Origin of the sequence: Thermoanaerobacter sp. X514 (assembly GCF_000019065.1) — a bacterium.
GTDB lineage: Bacteria > Bacillota > Thermoanaerobacteria > Thermoanaerobacterales > Thermoanaerobacteraceae > Thermoanaerobacter > Thermoanaerobacter pseudethanolicus.
Genome location: NC_010320.1, coordinates 1,616,001 through 1,632,547, shown reverse-complemented (window position 1 = coordinate 1,632,547; position 16,547 = coordinate 1,616,001). Strand labels below are relative to the sequence as shown.

General features: G+C 32.0%; 17 protein-coding genes and 1 pseudogene. All 18 read right to left on the bottom strand.

The window, feature by feature from the left end; translation table 11 throughout:
* Positions 1-40 precede the first annotated feature (40 nt).
* Entirely contained in the window at positions 41-301 is a 261-nt protein-coding gene (hfq, locus tag TETH514_RS08130; RefSeq protein ID WP_003866787.1) for an RNA chaperone Hfq, read from the bottom strand.
* A 42-nt stretch (positions 302-343) separates the two neighbouring features.
* A complete protein-coding gene (gene miaA / locus TETH514_RS08125) occupies positions 344-1,291 on the bottom strand; it encodes a tRNA (adenosine(37)-N6)-dimethylallyltransferase MiaA (protein WP_003866788.1) in 948 nt (315 codons plus the stop codon).
* 15 nt (positions 1,292-1,306) lie between these two features.
* Entirely contained in the window at positions 1,307-3,151 is a 1,845-nt protein-coding gene (gene mutL / locus TETH514_RS08120; RefSeq protein WP_009052377.1) for a DNA mismatch repair endonuclease MutL, read from the bottom strand.
* Positions 3,148-5,751, bottom strand: coding sequence for a DNA mismatch repair protein MutS (gene mutS / locus TETH514_RS08115; RefSeq protein WP_003866791.1), 2,604 nt, complete (start codon positions 5,749-5,751; stop codon positions 3,148-3,150). The genes mutL and mutS overlap by 4 nt, the downstream gene beginning before the upstream one ends.
* A 63-nt stretch (positions 5,752-5,814) precedes the next feature.
* Positions 5,815-7,230, bottom strand: a complete 1,416-nt coding sequence (miaB, locus tag TETH514_RS08110; protein WP_003866792.1) for a tRNA (N6-isopentenyl adenosine(37)-C2)-methylthiotransferase MiaB — start codon at positions 7,228-7,230, stop codon at positions 5,815-5,817.
* Positions 7,231-7,247: 17 nt separating this feature from the next.
* On the bottom strand, positions 7,248-8,027 hold the full coding sequence (locus tag TETH514_RS08105; RefSeq protein WP_003866793.1) for a protein-glutamate O-methyltransferase CheR: 780 nt from the start codon (positions 8,025-8,027) through the stop codon (positions 7,248-7,250).
* An 81-nt stretch (positions 8,028-8,108) separates the two neighbouring features.
* Positions 8,109-8,483 carry an adenosylmethionine decarboxylase gene (speD, locus tag TETH514_RS08100; RefSeq protein ID WP_003866794.1) on the bottom strand — a complete coding sequence of 125 codons (375 nt, stop codon included), beginning with the start codon at positions 8,481-8,483 and terminating at the stop codon, positions 8,109-8,111.
* A gap of 96 nt (positions 8,484-8,579) precedes the next feature.
* On the bottom strand, positions 8,580-9,683 hold the full coding sequence (locus tag TETH514_RS08095; protein WP_009052376.1) for a 30S ribosomal protein S1: 1,104 nt from the start codon (positions 9,681-9,683) through the stop codon (positions 8,580-8,582).
* On the bottom strand, positions 9,670-10,536 hold the full coding sequence (locus TETH514_RS08090) for a 4-hydroxy-3-methylbut-2-enyl diphosphate reductase (protein ID WP_009052375.1): 867 nt from the start codon (positions 10,534-10,536) through the stop codon (positions 9,670-9,672). The genes TETH514_RS08095 and TETH514_RS08090 overlap by 14 nt, the downstream gene beginning before the upstream one ends.
* A gap of 10 nt (positions 10,537-10,546) precedes the next feature.
* Positions 10,547-11,125, bottom strand: coding sequence for a 1-acyl-sn-glycerol-3-phosphate acyltransferase (locus TETH514_RS08085; protein ID WP_009052374.1), 579 nt, complete (start codon positions 11,123-11,125; stop codon positions 10,547-10,549).
* A gap of 2 nt (positions 11,126-11,127) precedes the next feature.
* Positions 11,128-11,793 (bottom strand): (d)CMP kinase, encoded by a 666-nt coding sequence (gene cmk, locus TETH514_RS08080; protein WP_009052373.1) that lies wholly within the window; start codon positions 11,791-11,793, stop codon positions 11,128-11,130.
* Positions 11,794-11,803: 10 nt separating this feature from the next.
* The gene (gene aroH, locus TETH514_RS08075; protein WP_009052372.1) at positions 11,804-12,151 is read right to left on the bottom strand and encodes a chorismate mutase; all 348 of its coding nucleotides are present in this window, start codon (positions 12,149-12,151) and stop codon (positions 11,804-11,806) included.
* A 69-nt stretch (positions 12,152-12,220) separates the two neighbouring features.
* Positions 12,221-12,682 (bottom strand): hypothetical protein, encoded by a 462-nt coding sequence (locus TETH514_RS08070; protein ID WP_009052371.1) that lies wholly within the window; start codon positions 12,680-12,682, stop codon positions 12,221-12,223.
* A gap of 69 nt (positions 12,683-12,751) precedes the next feature.
* Positions 12,752-13,972 (bottom strand): NAD(P)/FAD-dependent oxidoreductase, encoded by a 1,221-nt coding sequence (locus TETH514_RS08065; RefSeq protein ID WP_009052370.1) that lies wholly within the window; start codon positions 13,970-13,972, stop codon positions 12,752-12,754.
* A complete protein-coding gene (locus TETH514_RS08060) occupies positions 13,969-14,598 on the bottom strand; it encodes a histidine phosphatase family protein (protein ID WP_003868758.1) in 630 nt (209 codons plus the stop codon). Before TETH514_RS08060 ends, TETH514_RS08065 begins: the two co-directional genes overlap by 4 nt.
* Positions 14,599-14,616: 18 nt before the next feature.
* The gene (locus TETH514_RS08055; RefSeq protein WP_009052369.1) at positions 14,617-15,324 is read right to left on the bottom strand and encodes a hypothetical protein; all 708 of its coding nucleotides are present in this window, start codon (positions 15,322-15,324) and stop codon (positions 14,617-14,619) included.
* Positions 15,325-15,394: 70 nt separating this feature from the next.
* Positions 15,395-15,583 (bottom strand): annotated as a pseudogene (locus TETH514_RS12365) (glutamate dehydrogenase); the annotation flags it as partial.
* A gap of 77 nt (positions 15,584-15,660) precedes the next feature.
* A complete protein-coding gene (locus TETH514_RS08050) occupies positions 15,661-16,458 on the bottom strand; it encodes a putative hydro-lyase (RefSeq protein ID WP_009052368.1) in 798 nt (265 codons plus the stop codon).
* Positions 16,459-16,547 lie beyond the last annotated feature (89 nt).

Here is a 16,547-nt window from a genome sequence, read left to right as displayed (position 1 = left end):
AAACAGTATTAGTTGCCCTAATACTGTTTTTTTGTTTTTTTCACTCTTCTCTCTTCTCATCTTTATCAGAAGCAGAGAAGATCACAGGCTTTTGAGGTGTAATTGTCGAAATAGCATGTTTGTAGATAAGAAGTTGCTGTTTGTTCTCTGACTCCAACACCACTGTAAAATTATCAAATCCTTTCACTAAACCCTTTAATTGAAATCCGTTGATTAAGTAGACAGTTACTGGTACATGCTCTTTCCTCACTTGATTTAAAAAGATATCCTGTAAATTAATAGCTGCTTTTGAACTTGCCATCTTTATCCCCCTTCTTTAATATGTATCATTAGTTATATTCTATCAAAAATTTAATTTTCCTGCTAAATATTTAATAATATTTTTCTTGAGTTCTTCATAATTTTTATAGTCATCTACAAAAAACCATTTGATAAAGTCATAACCCTTAAACCAGGTGATCTGTCTTTTTGCATACCTCCTTGTCCCTTTTTTAATTTTTTCAATAGCTTCTTCTAAAGAAATCTCTCCTTTTAAATATTCGACAATTTCTTTATATCCTAAAGCCTGCATAGCAGTACTGTCTTTATTATACCCGATTTTTAGCAAGTTTACCACTTCTTCAACCAAATTATTTTTTATCATTTCATCCACTCTTTGATTAATTCTATCGTATAAAATTTGTCTGTCTCTGAAATTAAGCCCTATCATTATAGGCTGATACTCTGGATTTAAACGCATACCACTCATTTTTTGATAGTAAGAAATAGGTTTCCCTGTAAATTCATAAACTTCTAAAGCTCTGATGATTCTTCTAATATCATTTGGATGTATTTTTTTTGCCGCCTCTGGGTCCACACTTTTTAATTTTTCATAAAGATATTGACTGCCATAAGTATTTGCTAATTCTTTCATTTTCTCTCTAAATTCTTTGCTTCCTTCAAAATCAGAAAAGTGCATGATGTAAATTATTGAATTGATATATAAACCAGTTCCCCCTACAATTATAGGAAGTTTCCCTCTTTTGTAAATATCCTTTATAATCTCTTTCGCTCTTTTTTCATATTCTGCTACACTAAACTCTTGATCTGGCTCTACAATATCTATCAAATAATGAGGGATGCCTTGCATTTCTTCCTTTGTAATTTTTGCTGTACCAACATCCATGTACTTATAAACTTGCATAGAGTCAGCAGAAATGATTTCTCCATTAAATTCTTTTGCCACGTCTACTGCTAATTTAGACTTGCCAGAGGCTGTGGGCCCAACAATAAGCACAATTTGTATAGCCATCCCATCACCCTTATATTACATAATTCTTTTAAACATCTTTTCTAACTGAGTTTTTGTTATAGCGATTATAACAGGTCTTCCGTGAGGACAAGTATAAGGATTTTCTGTAATTTTTAAGTCATCAAAAAGTTTATGAATTTCTTTTTCAGATAAATTATCCATAGCTTTTACTGCAGCTTTACAAGCCATCATTATAATATTTTCTTCTTTTAAGGATATTTTATTGATAAGTTCCTTATCTTTAAGTTTTTCCACTATATCTATAAATAACTGCCTTGCTTCTGGCTGTCCTAAAATTACAGGCACTTCTCTTAATATTATACAATTGTTCCCAAATTCCTCAAATACATAACCTAATTTATTTAAAAGCTCTTTTTCTTGATGAACAAGTTCTAAGTCTCTTGGTTGTAATTCTACTACAATAGGAAATGTTACCTGCCTTGTTTGAATTTTTTCATATTGGGAAGTAAATTTTTCATATAAAATCCTTTCGTGGGCAGCATGTTGGTCAATTATATAGAATACATCTTCCTTTTCTACGATTATATAAGTAGAAAATAATGTGCCCACTATTCTTATATCACTTATTTTTTTAGCAAGGTCATTTTTATTTATTTCTTCTTTTTCATGTTCATATTCCTCATAAACAGCCAAATGGTTATCTAAACTACTATTTTTACTATTTTCTTTTAATACATTATCTTTTAAAAAAACATTCTTACCTTTAAATTCATTGTCAAATTTCTTTTTTTCCTCTTCTAATTCTTTATCAGAAGAAGTCAAGTATAATTTCGTCTGCTCAGCTGAAATAGTTGGAGTTTCAATTTCAAAGATATTTTTCTTTTCTTCAATTTTTACTTCTGGTATCAAGTTGTATTTATGAAGGCTATCCTTTATAGTTTTATAAACAGCTTCAAAAATTCTTCTTTCATCTGAAAATTTTATCTCTAATTTTGAAGGATGTATATTCACATCAATCTGCCTTGGGTCTATTTCCATGTACAAAAAAACAGCAGGATATCGGTTCACAGGTATATAAGTCTTAAAAGCTTCATCTACAGCGGCCGAGAGGGTTTTATTTTTTACGTATCTTCCATTTACATAGAAAAATTGCATATTCCTATTTGAATAATTTAAAGAATTTTTACCTGCTAAAATCTTTAATTTCAAATCTTCACTTTCAAAAGAAGCTGACATAAGAGAAGAGTAGACTTCATTTCCAAAAAGCCTCAAAATTACATCTTCTATATTTCCATTACCTGATGTTATAAACTGTAGTTTCCTGTCTTTTACATATTTAAAAGAAACTTCAGGATGGGAAAGGCACAATTTAGTTACAACATCAATTATATACATACTCTCTGTTGAAGGACGTTTCAAAAACTTCCTTCGTGCCGGCGTATTAAAAAACACATCTCTTACTTCAATACTACATCCTTTTGCACAACCACAAGTAGTTTTTTCTACTACCTTCCCACCTTCCACAACAACTTTAGTACCAAATAAAGCTCCTTCTTCTTTAGTCTGTAAAGTTACATGGGAAACTGCCGCAATACTAGCTAAGGCCTCTCCTCTAAAACCTAATGTCCCTATACTATAAAGGTCATTGTCAGATTTTATCTTGCTGGTGGCGTGCCTTTCAAAAGCTAAAATGGCGTCTATTTCATTCATTCCACAACCGTCGTCAGATACCTTTATATAAGGAATGCCACCTTCTAAAATTTCCACTGTAATATTTTTGCTTCCAGCGTCAATAGAATTTTCAATTAATTCTTTCACTATAGAGGCAGGTCTTTCAACAACTTCTCCTGCAGAAATTTTATTTATTGTCTTTTCATCTAAAAGATGAATTTTATTCATAATACTCCGCTCCTCAAGGAGATTGCCTTCTCCTTTAATTCATATAAATAATTTAGAGCTTGAATAGGAGTCATGTTGTCCACATCGCAATTGGCTATATCATCAATTAGCGAATCCTTTGCCGTAGAAAAAATATCTATTTGAGTAAAGGCAAGTTGCTGTGATGCATTTTCTAATTCGGACTTTATGGCCTTATCATTTTCCAAACTGTTCAATATCTCTTTTGCTCTTTCAACAATGCTATAAGGTAGTCCTGCTAATTTTGAAACTTGTATTCCATAGCTTTTATCAGCGCCACCAGGTACTATTTTCCGTAAAAATATTATGTCATCTTCTCTTTCTTCTACTGAAACATTATAATTCCTTACTCCCTTCATCTTGCCTTCAAGTTTTGTCAATTCATGATAGTGAGTAGCGAACAAAGTTTTAGCCTTTATCTTTTCATGAATATATTCAATAACTGCATGAGCTATACTCATACCATCATAAGTGCTTGTACCTCTCCCTACCTCATCTAGTATTATCAAACTTTTACTAGTGGCAGATTTTAATATATTTGCCACTTCAGACATTTCCACCATAAAGGTACTCTGTCCTGCAAAGATGTCATCGGATGCTCCTACTCTTGTAAAGATTTTATCTACAATCCCAATTTTAGCGTAAGAAGCAGGGACAAAAGAGCCTATCTGCGCCATCAGTACAATTAAAGCAACCTGTCTCATGTAAGTAGATTTACCAGCCATATTAGGCCCCGTTATTATCATGATAGGATTTTCAGAACCAATATCTATATCATTTGCTACAAAAGATTCATCAGAAATAGTCTCTATTACTGGATGTCTCCCTTCCTTGATGACTATTCTGTCACTATAATCTACTATCGGTTTTATATATCTATTTGTTTCCGCAACTTCTGCAAAGGAAATGAGTACATCTATTATGGCTATATATTTTGCTGTATTTTGTATTCTTACAATTTGTAGTTCTACTTTTTCTCTTATTTCGTTAAAAAGCTGATATTCAAGCTCAATTAATTTTTCTTCTGCTCCTAATATAGTCTCTTCTATTTCTTTAAGCTCAGGTGTCACATACCTTTCTGCATTTGCCAAAGTTTGTTTTCGTATGAATCTTTCAGGAACCTGTGGTATATTAGATTTTGTAACTTCAATATAATAGCCAAAAACTTTGTTGTAACCTATTCTCAAGTTCTTAATGCCTGTTTTTTCTCTTTCTTCAGCCTCAAGATTTGCGATCCAATTTTTACCTTCTGTTGAAGCCTTTCTTAGCTTATCCACTGTTTCATTATACCCGTCTTTTATGATATTTCCTTCTTTTAATTGAGTAGAAGGGTCATCTTTTATCGACTTATCTATTAATTCGTATATATCTTGTAAAATATCAAATTTCTCGCATATCTCTTTCAAAAGCCTTGAATTGAACTTTTCTAATATTTCTTTGATGTAAGGCAAATTTTGAAGAGATAGCTTTATGGAAATAAAATCTTTTGGATTAATACTCTGGTAGACAATTTTGCTGGCCAATCTTTCTAAATCGTATATTTTGTTTAAAAGTTGTTTTAAATCTTGGCGATTTTTATAATCATTAAAAAGTTCTTCTACTGCTTGCAACCGAGCATCAATATGCTCTTTATTAAGCAAAGGCTCTTCTAGCCATTTTTTTAAAAGCCTTCCTCCCATAGGAGTTACAGTTTTATCTAAAACTCCTAATAAAGAACCTTTTTTTGACTTGTTTTTATTAGACTCTAATATTTCTAAATTTTTTATTGCATTGCTGTCTAATCCCATATAGGAGTTATCTTCATATATAAGCAATTTGTTTATATGCTTTAAAGCAGTTTTTTGTAATTCTTGTAAATAGCTAAAAAGAGCCGCTAACGAATTAGCCATATAAGGCTTATCTTTTATACCTAATTCTTCGGATTTTTTATTAAATTGAGTTTCTATTAATTTAATTTTTTCTTCATAGTCAAGCTGCTTTTCATAGATATTTATAGCACAGTTATTATTCTTGAAAATTTTTATGTATTTATTATTTTTTAAAAAATCTTCATTAGCGATTATTTCTGAAGGAGCATACTTTGTTATTTCATCATAAACTCTTTTAGTGTCTTTACAATTTTTAAGTTCTGTAGCGTATAAATCTCCCGTTGTTACATCAACAGCACAAATTCCATAATTGTCCCTTCCTTTAAAAACAGACACAAGGTAGTTATTTGTTTTTTCATCCATTGATTCAGGATTTATTATTGTCCCCGGAGTATATATTCTTACTACATCTCTTTTTACCAAACCTTTTGCTTTTGCAGGGTCTTCTAATTGTTCACAAATAGCAACTTTATATCCTTTCTTTATTAACTTGTCTATATAAAAGTCTGCTGCATGGTAAGGAACACCAGCCATTGGGGCTCTTTCTTCCGTTCCGGCGTCTCTCCCTGTCAAAGCTATTTCAAGCTCTTTAGCAGCAATTTCCGCATCTTCGTAAAACATCTCATAAAAATCTCCTAGGCGGAAAAAGAGTATTGCATCTTTATATTTTTCTTTTATTTTAAGGTATTGTTCCATCATTGGAGTGACGGCCATTTTCTTGCACCTCCGACTCCTCTTTATTATATCATAAAAATTAGCGCCCATATAGGCGCACTTTTATCTTATAACTTCTACTAATTCTCCCTGCATTGTCCAAGCCTTTGTTTCAGTTATTTTAACATTAGCAAGTTTGCCGATAAGGCTTTCATCTCCCACAAAGTGGACTACTTTATTGGTTCGAGTTCGAGAGGTCAATTTATTACTATCTCTTTTACTAATTCCTTCTATCAATACTTCCACAATTTTTCCTCTCAATTCTGCACTTTTTTCTAAGCTGATTTTGTTTTGCAACTCTATAAGTCTTTCTAAACGCTCATGTTTTACAGCATCATCTACTTGGTCTGGCATATTTGCCGCAACAGTGCCTGCTCTTTTAGAGTAAATAAAAGTATAAGCGGCATCAAATCGCACTCTTTCTACTAAATCCAACGTCTCCAAAAAATCTTCTTCTGTTTCACCTGGAAAACCTACGATTATATCTGTTGTTATCGCAATATCTGGAATGTTACTTCTTACTTTATCAATAATTTCTAAATAGTGTTCTTTGGTGTATTTTCTATTCATCTTTTTTAAAATTTTGTTGCTACCAGCTTGTACAGGTAAATGCAAATGTTCACAAACTTTATCTAAATCCCTCATGGCATATATTAATTCATCGGAAATATCTTTAGGATGAGAAGTCATAAACCTTATTCTCTCAATTCCTTCAATATCATTTAGCTTATAAAGTAGTTTTGCAAAAGTTATATCTTCATCAAGGTCTTTTCCGTAAGAATTTACATTTTGTCCCAATAAAGTGATTTCCTTATACCCTTTTTGGGCTAATTCTTTTACTTCTGCTATTATATCTTCTGGCTTTCTGCTCTTTTCTCTGCCTCTTGTATATGGCACTATGCAATAGGTGCAAAAATTATTGCAACCATAAATAATATTAACCCATGCCTTTAAATTGCTGTCCCTTTTGACAGGTAACTCTTCAATTACATTTTTTGTATCTTCTATAATATCTATAACTATATCTTGAGAGTTCAAAGCCTCCCATAAAAGCTGTGGAAATTTATATATATTATGAGTGCCAAAAACAATGTCTATATAGGAATATTTTTCTTTAATAGCTTCTACTACATTTTTTTCTTGCATCATACAGCCAGATACACCAATAATTAAATTAGGATTTCTAGCCTTCAATTCTTTCATTTGTGATACTCTTCCCAATACTCTTATTTCAGCATGTTCTCTTACAGCACAAGTGTTAAAAAGTAAAACATCAGCTTGTTCCAGATTTTCAGTATATTTATATCCCATCTTTTCTAACATACCTGCTAGTTTTTCTGAATCATGGACATTCATTTGGCAGCCGTAAGTTTCAATGTGATAATAAAGGTTTTTACCCTTATTTTCTTCTGCAATTTCTTTCATTATTTTTTCTTGTTTTTTTAATTCTTCTTCAGTCACATAAATATTGGTAGGCATTATTATTAACACCTCTTTTATCCCTGTGGAATAATTTTTTTATAGAAAAAAGTTTTAATTGGTTCAAAATTGTATCTATATGGCAATATTATTTGCTCTGTGCTACCCACAAAAAATATACCGTTATCATTTAAAGACTCATAAAATTTTTTATATATTTTATCTTTAGCTGTATCATTAAAATATATTAACACATTTCTACAAATTAATAAATCTATATTTTTAGGATATTCATCATTTAACAAGTCATGCTTTTCAAATTGTACACTTTTTCTAATATCTTCACTTATCTGATAACTTTTGTCATCAATTTTTCTAAAGAATTTTTTTAAATATTCTTGAGGTACTTTTTTAACAGTCTCAGCCGAATATATACCTTTTTTAGCTTTTTCTAATACTCTTCCATCTATGTCTGTAGCAATAATTGTCACATCTTTTAAATCTATAAACTTTGTTAAAAGCATGGCTACAGAATAAGGTTCTTCCCCAGTAGAACAAGCTGCACTCCACACTCTAAAACCTTTTTTTATAATGTTAGGTAAAAGGTCTTTCTCTAAGATTTCCCACTGTGAAGGGTTCCTAAAAAATTCTGTTACATTAATAGTAATATAATTTAGAAACTCTTCATATAATGTTTTATTGACAGTAAGTTCATTAAAATATTCCTCATAAGAGCTAAATTTGTGACTAGAGATTAAAGATTCTAATCTTCTTTTCATCTGCTTTTCTTTGTATGAAGACAAATCTATTCCAGTTAATTTATGTATTTTTTTAACAAAGTCCTCATAACCTACCATAAATATGTTCACCCCTAATTATAGAAAAAAGTGGCTTTAAAAGCCACAAAGGAATCAAAACCTTCATACTATGGAATTTAATCAGTAGTTAACCACCTTCACTGGTTTTTCAAATACTCCACGTTTCACCTCTGTTGCAGTCATGTTTTGTGCTCTTAACATTTTCGCTATATAGTTACAGGCATCCCACGGATTGACATCATCACCACAAGTAAATACGTCAACCGCGGCATAACCCAGTTCTGGCCAAGTATGGATAGTTATATGAGATTCTGATATGACCACTACTCCGCTTACGCCCTGGGGATTAAATTTATGGAAAGCTACTTCCCGTATCTCTGCGCCTGTCACTATTGCAGACTGAACCATTATGTCTTCGATTAATTCCAAGTTGTCTAAAATATTGCTATCGCACCCATAAATTTCTGCCAAAATGTGGCGACCCAAAGCATTCATTTTGTATCGTGCCTCCTTTACTAAAATAATGTATACATTCAATGATTTTAATTTTATCAGATTTTTTTCTTTTGTCAAGGTTTTTTACATGACAGTTTAAAAATTTTTATTAAATATTTCTCCCAAAGTAATTCTAAGCTCTTGATGCTCTATTTCTACAATATCTTCTTCTTCAAGAGGCACTTCTTTAAGATTTATTTTTTTATCTTGTTGATTTATGTTCAATATTTCTACTCCTATAATATCATTTATTTTGTATGTTTTGATACTATTTTCTAAATTATTTTTATGAACTAATCCTTCTATCCCTGGTTCTAACTGCACAAATACCCCAAAAGGCGTAATTTTAGTGATAGTTCCCTTTAGCACCTCTCCTTCGTGATATTTCGTTTCTACATTTTTCCACGGATCTGGCAACACTTTTCTCAGGCTCAAAGTAATTTTTTCATTTTTTTCATCCACCTTTAATATATAAATCGACACTTTATCTCCCATTCCCAATACTTCTCGCGGATTTTTAATTCTTTCCCAGCTAATTTCACTTAGAGGGATAAAACCATCAAAACCTCCTATGTCTACAAAAGCCCCCTTATCTATTATGTTTTTTACTCTCCCTTCTACTATGTCTCCCTCTTTCAAATTAGATAAAAGCGCTTTTTTAGCTTTTTCCCTTTCTAATTTTAGTACTTCTTTTTGTGATCCAACAATTTTCTTGCCAGGAATATACTCAATTATTCGAAGCCGCAAAGTTTTACCTAAATATTCATTTAATTTGTCGACATAATGTAATTCCAGTTGAGAAGCAGGAATAAAAACCTTAGCTCCTAATGAGTAGGCAATCACTCCGCCTTTTACAACCTCAATAACTTCTCCTTCAATTATCTCTTCATTTTTATAGGCTTTTTCAATTTTTTCTCTGCTCAGTTTATCATCAGCCATAACTTTAGAGGCTAATACGTTTCCTTCATCATTTTCCACACTTATTATATATAAATTTAACTCATCCTCAACATTGAAGGTCTTTTTTACATCAAAATTAGGATTTAAAGAAAGTTCATTTTTAGGCACAAAAGCATCTGATTTATAGTCAATATTTGCAATAATCCCCTCATCAGAAACTTTTATCACTTTTCCCTTGACAATGTCTCCAGGTCGCAACGTCTTAAAAGTATAACCTTCTAAAAAATCACTCATCCCCATCTTCCCCTTTTAAAAATCTAATTTTTTTTATCACGTCCTCTATCACATAATCGGGGGTTGAAGCTCCTGCTGTTACTCCTATAATCTCATGGTCTTTTACCATCTCAAGAGTCAATTCCTCTGCATCTTCTATATGAAAAGTGTTTTTACAATTTTTTTCACATATCTTTTTTAGTTTTTGAGTATTAGAGCTATGTTTTCCCCCAATTACAAACATTACATCTACCTTTTTTGAAAGCTCATCAGCAGCATCTTGTCTTTTTTGTGTAGCATCACATATAGTATTAAAAAAAATAAGGTCTTTAACTTTTAGCTTTATTACTTCTAAAATATCTTTCCAATGCTTTTCAATGAGAGTAGTTTGAGCAACTGCACATGCCTTTTCTAATTGAGGTAATTCATAAGCTTCTTCAATTGAATTTACCACATAAGCAGTGTCATCACACCATCCGTTTACTCCTATTACTTCTGGATGATTTCTATCTCCTACAATGATAATAGAGTAGCCCTTGTGGTAGTACTCATAAACTATATTTTGTACCTTTTTTACAAATGGGCAGGTAACATCTATGACTTCAACTCCTTTTTTAGCGAGAAAATCGTATAATTTTTTAGACACCCCATGACTTCGGATAATTAATTTATCGCCCTCAGTTAATTTATCCAGCTCTTCTTCTTCAATAACATTAACCCCTTTTTTCGATAAGTCCGATATAACTTGTGGATTATGAATAATTTCACCTAAAGTATATATTTTCTTTCCATCACCTTTTTCAATTTCCTGATATGCAGTTTCAATAGCTCTTTTTACTCCAAAGCAGAAACCTGCATACTCAGCAATCAATATTTTCATTCTTTACCTCCTACAGCAATTTTGCAATTTCCTGCATTATTTCTTCCCCAATAACAGAAAGTTGCTTAGAGGAAAGTTTAGAATTTGCATATTTTACAAAACTTATTGGTTTACCGATATTTATAATAATCTTAGAAAAAAGACGATATCTCCCTTTAATTCCTATAGGCACTACTGGGGCATTCCCCTTAATTGCCAACATAGCAACTCCTGGCTCAGCCTTTTGAAGCTGACCAGTTTTACTTCTTGTACCTTCAGGAAAAATTCCAATTGCTCTTCCTTTTTTTAAGTAAGTTAAAGCAGTTTTAATAGCTGATAAATCAGCAGTACCTCTTTTAACGGGAAAAGCCCCTAAGCCTGTCCCTAAAAGAAGCCTTAAAAAAGGATTTTTAAAAAGCTCTTCTTTTGCCATAAAGTATATTCGCCTATTTAAAAGGGCTCCTATGACAGGAGGATCTAAAAGACTTATATGGTTAGAACATATGATTACCGGACCTTTTTTAGGGATATTTTCAAGTCCTCGTATTTCTATTCTAAATATCACTTTTATGATTGTCCGTACAATAACTTTAGCAATATAATAAAACATACTTAAATTTCCCCTTTTAATCCTTCCTTTATGATATTGTACAGTTTTTCTACAACTTCTTCTTCTGAAAGATACGTAGTATCAATGACAATAGAATCTTCAGCAATTTTTAGAGGAGATGTATCTCTCTGTGAATCTATGGTGTCACGATTTTCTATTTCTTTTAACACCTCGTAATAACTTACATTTACATTTTTAGTTTTAAGTTCTCTATAACGCCGTTTTGCCCTTTCTTCTAAAGAAGCGGTCAAAAAAAACTTAAACTGTGCATCAGGCAGCACAACCGTACCTATATCTCTCCCATCCATTACTACATTTTTACCTTCAGCAATTTTCCTTTGTTTTTGTACTAAAATTTCTCTAACTTTAGGTATTTTAGATACCAAAGATACTTTTTCAGAAACTCCTGGTTTTCTTATTTCTTCAGAAATGTCTTTTCCATCTAAAAAAATTTTTTCTCCTTCTAAGATAATATCAGCACTTTGCGCAATATCAGCTATTTTGTTTTCTTCTATAAGATTCACTTTCTCTTGTATGGCTTTATATGTAATAGCTCTATACATAGCACCTGTATCAATGTAGGTATAATTTAAAAGTTTAGCTAATTTTTTTGCAACAGTGCTCTTGCCAGCCCCCGCCGGCCCATCTATTGCTATTTTTACAGTCAATACTATCACCTCAAACTAAGTCTGGACGCAGTTTTTTTGCTTCTTTCAAATAAACGTGTTTAACCTCTTTATCTTCACTTAAATTTGTAAAAACCGCAACTCTTATGCAATGGCTGAGACTGCCTTTTACCTCCATTTCTTGTAGGCACATCATAGGTATTGAGGTCATACCCATATTCCTAACTGCTTCGGCAGGGTAAACCGCATCTAAATCACAAGTTGCGCTAAAAAAAATAGAAATGATATTTTTCTTTTCTAATTCATTTGCTTTAATAATTTCTTCAATGAGAATAGTAGTATCCTTTAAAATATCTTCTTTTGTATTTTTGGAAGTTATAGCACCTCTTATGACTTTTATAGGGCATTCTCCTCTCCTATCATCCTTTGTCTTTTTTATATTATAGCATAATTACCCTTTACAAATAAATCATTTCAATCTAACCATGCATATTTTTTGTATATTCTTCTCTACTTTAACTACAGTAGTATTTTGCGGCTCAATTACATTTTCACTAATTGCTACTACTTTAAAATGAAGAGGTTCCTTTTCTCGGGTGCCATCTATTTCCAGAATTTGATTGGGCCTTACTGTAATAGTAATAGACTTGGTAAAAAAATTCGCAACTGGTTCTCCGTTCAACAATACAAAGGAATTTAATGCTTTGTCCTTTTCTACAACTTCAATTGTCACTTTGCCTTCTTGTGAAAGATTAGAATTTAAATTAATGCCCTCTAATCTTTGTGTAGAACTTAAAAAAACTCTTATGTCGTCATTTGTCATCAAAAGTTGAGTTATAGCTATACTTAAAAGCCCTAATATTATCAATACTACAAGAATACTTTCACTGTCAATATATCTGTATTTTTTCCTTTTGACTCTTTTTCCCATGTTTATCCTCCTTTTCTTTATTATATCTTATGCAAAGCAAATAAAAAAATGCGGAAAACCGCATTTTACTTATGCATTAATTCCTGCCACATAGCCTGTAGAAAAGGCAATTTGCAAGTTGAATCCACCGGTAAATCCATCCACATCTATAATTTCACCTGCAAAAAATAAGCCTTTTATTATTTTAGACTCCATTGTAGAGGGATTTATTTCTTTTATACTTACTCCACCACCTGTAACAATAGCTTCTCTTATAGGCCTTAGGTCTTTTACCTTAAAAGTAAGATTTTTTAAGCTATTGACCAATTTTTTTCTTTCATTTTTGGTTATTTCCCTAACTTTTTTATCAGGGTCTATATTCGCCCTTTTTATAACATATAGGATTAATGAATGAGGCAATAAATCTTCCAAGGCATTTTTCAGATTTTTATTTTGGTACTTATTAAAATCTCTTAATACTCTTTCCTCCAGCTTTTCAATATTAAGTCCCGGCTTTAAGTCAACTTTTATTACTACTTCTCCCTTACCTAAGTAATCATGTAAAAACCTGCTTAAGGTGAGTATTGCAGGGCCTGACAACCCAAAATGGGTAAAAAGCATTTCTCCAAACTCTTCTCTTATTAATTTCTCTCCAAAAAAAGCAGAAACTTTGACATTTTTAAGAGTGAGTCCCATCAATTCTCTTACATTTTCATATGTAACAATCGGCACTAAGGAAGGAAATGGCTCTATAATTGTGTGCCCCAATTTCTTAGCAATTTCATACCCATCACCAGTAGAGCCAGTCGTAGGATATGACACTCCTCCTGTTGCTAATATTACACTATCGCAGTTTAAAACACTCTCATCAACACTTATGCCCTTTACGTGTTTATTTTCCACTATCACATCACTTACTCTGCAGTTATAATTTATCTTTACTCCATATTTTTTAAGCATATTCACAAAAAAATCTCTCACTTCTATTGATTTATCTGAAACCGGAAAAACCCTTAAACCTCTTTCTATTTTAATTTTAAGCCCATTTTTATTTAAAAACTCTATTAAATCCTTATTAGAAAACTTGCTAAAAGCGCTATATAAAAATTTACTATTTCCTGGAATATTCTCGAAAAATTCTTCTTTGTCAGCAAAATTAGTAATATTACACCTTCCATTACCTGTAACTAATAATTTTTTACCTAAAATGTTATTCCTCTCATATATACTTACTTCTTTTCCCATCATAGCTGCTGATAAAGCTGCCATCATTCCTGCTGGGCCGCCGCCTACTACAAATACTTTTTTCATATTATTTTTTCATCTCTCCTTAAATGACAAGTATCGTTAAATAGCACCAGAACAGTTTTACCATCTTCCTTAACATCTACTATATTAAGAGAAGTATTATCAAGTCTAAATCTAGGATAAAAACTTAAGTCAATTCCTAAAAGCCCCAAAATCAGTGCTTTTATAGAAGTCCCATGAGAAACAATCAATACACTTTTGCCATCATTCTCTTTAACTATCTCCAATGTCTTTTTTAGCATTCTCTTTTGAACTTCTTCTAAAGTCTCTCCTTTTTCTATATTAGCTTTAACAGGATTTATTTTCCATAATGTATATATTTCTTTATACAATTCATTGATTTCTTCCGCTGTAAGCCCTTCCCATATACCAAAGGACATTTCTCTAAACTCAGGAATTTTTTGAACTTCTAATCCAAATTCTTTTGCAATTATTTGTGCAGTTATATACGCTCTTTTTAAATCACTTGAATATATACAATCTATTTTCTCATTTTTTAATCGACTTGCCAGTAGTTCAGCCTGTTTTAAACCTGTAGGTGTCAAATCAATATCCTGCACACCTTGCATTTTATTGTGTAAATTCCACTCTGATTGCCCGTGACGTGCTATATATAGTCGTGTAGTCATACAATTCCTCCTTAAGTTTTATGCGAAATTAAGGTAAAAGATTTGATCTGCGTAAGAAAGCTTTGACACCTCCCACTTTCTCTCTTTTATTGCAATTTTCTTAAAAGGCAAGCCTAACTCATTTATAAATTTTTCAAATCTTTCATCCAGCCAAGGAGGTGTCCAAGTACCCGACCTACAAATGTGTATAACCCCTATCAAATTCTCTTTTGGTAATTCTTCTACCGATTTATAATACTGTATGTTGTAAAGGTTGTTAAAATCCTCAAAATCTAAAGGCTTTTCAAAGGTGTAAGGACTATATACAATTTTGGCTCTTTTTACTATATTTTCTTTTAAAAGCTTACCTAGCCAATTAGCGCAATTTAATTCAAAATCCAGTGAAGGTAGTCCACCATATCCTAAATCAGAATGGGCATCAAAAGAAACTACTTCAGAACACTCAAAATTTTTTGCCAAATAATAGGCAACTTTATGGGATTCAGAGACAAAAATTTTAATGTTTTTATCAAACTTAAACTGTGTCTTTATTTTATCCCAGAAGCCTTTTATGACTTTACCTACTTTTATAGTCTTTTCCAAATCTTCTCCCTCTAATTTCCCTTTTATATATCTCTTATACCACAGTTGAGTCAAATTTTTATCATTTTCTATATAAGAGAAAAACCACTCTTTTTTAGAAGGTATAAAATAATCCCAATCTACAGTTAGAAGACTCCTTACCATAAAGAAGCCTCCTCTAATAAGCTTTTTATAATATTTTACCATATAACAAAAAGACCTTCAATGAAGGCCTTTATAACCAACCACTAATTTTCATAGCTTCATAAACCCGTTTAATCGATATCATGTAAGCTGCTGTCCTCATATCAACTTTGTACTGCTGTGCTAATTCATATATAGCGTTAAAAGCATTTACCATCATAATTTCCTGTCTTTCTTCTACTTCTTTTTCTGTCCAGTAATAATTCATGAGATGCGGAATCTGGCTCGTTTTATTTATGTTATACTCTAGCTTTTTATCTAGGATAATGAAAAACTCAATTTAAAAGGCAATTTTCTTTAACATGCTAACATTTCATCTTTTAAATCTGTAATAAACATATGTCCCGGTGAATGAGTTATCATAATTTCAGGTTTTGATTTCATTGCCACCGCTTGTGGCGTTACTCCACATGCCCAAAAAACAGGTACTTCTCCTGCTTTTATCTCAACAGGATCGCCAAAATCCGGCTTATCAAGAGAAGCTATACCTATAGCTTTAGGATCCCCTATATGAACAGGAGCGCCGTGAACTGATGGGAATCTCGAAGTTACCTGAACAGCTCTTACTACAAGGTTCTGAGGAATTGGTCTCATACTGACCACCATATAGCCATGAAAAATTCCTGCTGGCCTTGTTTCTATATTGGTAATATACATAGGGACATTTTTACCTTCTTCAATATGTCTTACAGGAATATCATTCTCTAGAAGAGCTTTTTCAAACGTAAAGCTACAGCCCAAAAGAAAAGCTACGAAATCATCGCGCCAGTAATCTCTTATATCATTAACTTCTGCTTCTAGTACACCTTTTTTATAAATTCTGTATTTGGGAATATCGGTTCGCAGATCCGCTCCTTTTGCAACTCCTTTTGGTTCTGGACTTCCTACGTCAGTTACATCGAGAATAGGACAAGGTTTTGGATTTCTAAAAGCAAATAGAAGAAAATCATAAGCAAGTTCTTTGGGAAGCATTACAAGATTAGCCTGGGTATATCCCAAAGCGATACCAGCAGTAGGCCCTGTTAAAACACCTTCTCTAATCAGCTGTCTTGCTTCCGAAGGTTTGAGATTTTCATAATTTATTTTTTCCGGCATAAGATCATCTCCTTAACATTTTTTATTTATGTAATTTTTTGGTTAATCAATATTTTGATATACTGTTAGTTTGCGTATCAAAACATAGC

What these genes read in the sequence shown, in the direction of transcription:
- TETH514_RS08070 (WP_009052371.1), bottom strand. Translation starts at nt 12,682, where the DNA reads ATGGGAAAAAGAGTCAAAAGGAAAAAATACAGATATATTGACAGTGAA.
- TETH514_RS08050 (WP_009052368.1), bottom strand. Translation starts at nt 16,458, where the DNA reads ATGCCGGAAAAAATAAATTATGAAAATCTCAAACCTTCGGAAGCAAGA.
- miaB (WP_003866792.1), bottom strand. Translation starts at nt 7,230, where the DNA reads ATGCCTACCAATATTTATGTGACTGAAGAAGAATTAAAAAAACAAGAA.
- miaA (WP_003866788.1), bottom strand. Translation starts at nt 1,291, where the DNA reads ATGGCTATACAAATTGTGCTTATTGTTGGGCCCACAGCCTCTGGCAAG.
- TETH514_RS08105 (WP_003866793.1), bottom strand. Translation starts at nt 8,027, where the DNA reads ATGGTAGGTTATGAGGACTTTGTTAAAAAAATACATAAATTAACTGGA.
- hfq (WP_003866787.1), bottom strand. Translation starts at nt 301, where the DNA reads ATGGCAAGTTCAAAAGCAGCTATTAATTTACAGGATATCTTTTTAAAT.
- mutL (WP_009052377.1), bottom strand. Translation starts at nt 3,151, where the DNA reads ATGAATAAAATTCATCTTTTAGATGAAAAGACAATAAATAAAATTTCT.
- mutS (WP_003866791.1), bottom strand. Translation starts at nt 5,751, where the DNA reads ATGGCCGTCACTCCAATGATGGAACAATACCTTAAAATAAAAGAAAAA.
- TETH514_RS08085 (WP_009052374.1), bottom strand. Translation starts at nt 11,125, where the DNA reads ATGTTTTATTATATTGCTAAAGTTATTGTACGGACAATCATAAAAGTG.
- TETH514_RS08065 (WP_009052370.1), bottom strand. Translation starts at nt 13,972, where the DNA reads ATGAAAAAAGTATTTGTAGTAGGCGGCGGCCCAGCAGGAATGATGGCA.
- TETH514_RS08055 (WP_009052369.1), bottom strand. Translation starts at nt 15,324, where the DNA reads ATGGTAAGGAGTCTTCTAACTGTAGATTGGGATTATTTTATACCTTCT.
- speD (WP_003866794.1), bottom strand. Translation starts at nt 8,483, where the DNA reads ATGAATGCTTTGGGTCGCCACATTTTGGCAGAAATTTATGGGTGCGAT.
- TETH514_RS08095 (WP_009052376.1), bottom strand. Translation starts at nt 9,683, where the DNA reads ATGGGGATGAGTGATTTTTTAGAAGGTTATACTTTTAAGACGTTGCGA.
- TETH514_RS08060 (WP_003868758.1), bottom strand. Translation starts at nt 14,598, where the DNA reads ATGACTACACGACTATATATAGCACGTCACGGGCAATCAGAGTGGAAT.
- TETH514_RS08090 (WP_009052375.1), bottom strand. Translation starts at nt 10,536, where the DNA reads ATGAAAATATTGATTGCTGAGTATGCAGGTTTCTGCTTTGGAGTAAAA.